Origin of the sequence: Microcoleus sp. OTE_8_concoct_300 (genome assembly GCF_031383065.1) — a bacterium.
In the GTDB taxonomy this organism is placed as follows: domain Bacteria; phylum Cyanobacteriota; class Cyanobacteriia; order Cyanobacteriales; family Microcoleaceae; genus Microcoleus.
This window is the reverse complement of record NZ_JANMZH010000859.1, coordinates 1-1,316: the sequence shown is the minus strand read 5'-3', so window position 1 is coordinate 1,316 and position 1,316 is coordinate 1. Positions and strand designations below refer to the sequence as shown.

At 43.8% G+C, this 1,316-nt stretch carries 1 protein-coding gene and 2 pseudogenes; 2 read left to right on the top strand and 1 reads right to left on the bottom strand.

Going from position 1 to position 1,316, the window contains the following annotated elements; genetic code table 11:
- Positions 1–141: pseudogene (locus ACUVJL_RS37670) on the bottom strand (cyclic pyranopterin phosphate synthase MoaA); the annotation flags it as partial.
- A gap of 186 nt (positions 142–327) precedes the next feature.
- Here ACUVJL_RS37670 and ACUVJL_RS37665 point away from each other — a divergent pair.
- Positions 328–777 carry a nitrate reductase associated protein gene (locus ACUVJL_RS37665; protein WP_445250479.1) on the top strand — a complete coding sequence of 150 codons (450 nt, stop codon included), beginning with the start codon at positions 328–330 and terminating at the stop codon, positions 775–777.
- A 339-nt stretch (positions 778–1,116) separates the two neighbouring features.
- Positions 1,117–1,316: pseudogene (locus ACUVJL_RS37660) on the top strand (ATP synthase subunit I); the annotation flags it as partial.

The following is a 1,316-nucleotide window of genomic DNA, read 5'->3' as shown; positions in this document are numbered from 1 at the left end:
CAGCAGAGTTAGCAATTCCGAGTGAGTTAACAACTGCTGCTGCAATACATAGTCCAACTCGCTACCTTCCGGCATACAGTAGAGACAGCGGAAGTTGCAGCGGTCTATTAAACTAATCCGAAGGTAGTCTACGGTATCCATGTCAATACTTTGTAATATTATTTAATTATAAATGCTGACTCGATTTTCTGCAATTATTGATAGAGAGCAATAAACCTGCATCAAATTCTTTTCACCTTCCCCCTCCTCTCTTCCTGGGCGCCCTCTGCGCCCTCTGCGGTTAATAAAAAAAATATCATTCCCAACTCAAATAAACTTGCTAAATTTATGTTCTTTGAATTTGAAGCTGATTTTGTGGAAGCTCTGCGCTGTATCCCCATGCAGGTACGTCTCAAGTTAGATACTTGCGGCATTAAATTAAAGTTGCAGGATTGGAATCATTTTAACCAAGCAGAACGTCAAATGCTTGTAGAGCAACCTTGCTTGACAGAATCAGAAATTATCGATTACCGAGAAAAGCTAAATCAAATATTAATTCAACATACAGGCAAACCGGGAACGGATTTGGCGGTTGATGAAAATCCCCCGTGGATGGATGCTGCAACTGTACCGGAGTCGGTTTCTGCAAAAGCGCAAGAGCTCGGCGTCACAATTACTTTGGCACAGTGGGCGAGTTTGCAGCCGCTACAGCGATTTGCTTTGATTAAGCTTAGTCGATCGAGCCACGAGAATAAAAATTTCATCCCGGCGCTTCAAGAGTTTAAGGTTATTGATTGAGATCGAGTTTTAATTGACTTTTCTAGGGCGCAGAGGGCGCAGAGTCCGAGAAGGGAGAGTCTGCTCATCTATTTGCCCGATCGTCCTCTGTCCCTATCTCACTTAGTGAGAGTGTATTAGTGAGAAAAACGAGAACAATGTGTAAAAAAGTGTGGTCTGGGGGTGCCAGAGGTAGGGTGAGGTCGATCGGACATTTAACGGGTTGAGGTTTCCGAAGCGCCAGACACCAAATTCCGGAAATATGATTAATTTTATTTTAAGTATTGTTACCGCAGCGTGGTATTATTTTTCTGAGTTTGCAAAGCACTCGCCTGCTACCTGCATTAGTTTCTGAGCTTCGTGAACACGCAAAACACACCCACCCAACCCACACCAGCAAACGAGGATATTCCTCAAGCTGGTACAGTCTCAACAGTCTCGACAGTCTCGTCCGAGACAACCAATCCCATGCAAGACTTTTATCGCCTCCAACAAGAGTTGTTGGCGTACACCCTTGCTTTTACGGCGATTATTTTTATCTCCGTTTGGTTTTTTTACTC

What these genes read in the sequence shown, in the direction of transcription:
- ACUVJL_RS37665 (WP_445250479.1), top strand. Translation starts at nt 328, where the DNA reads ATGTTCTTTGAATTTGAAGCTGATTTTGTGGAAGCTCTGCGCTGTATC.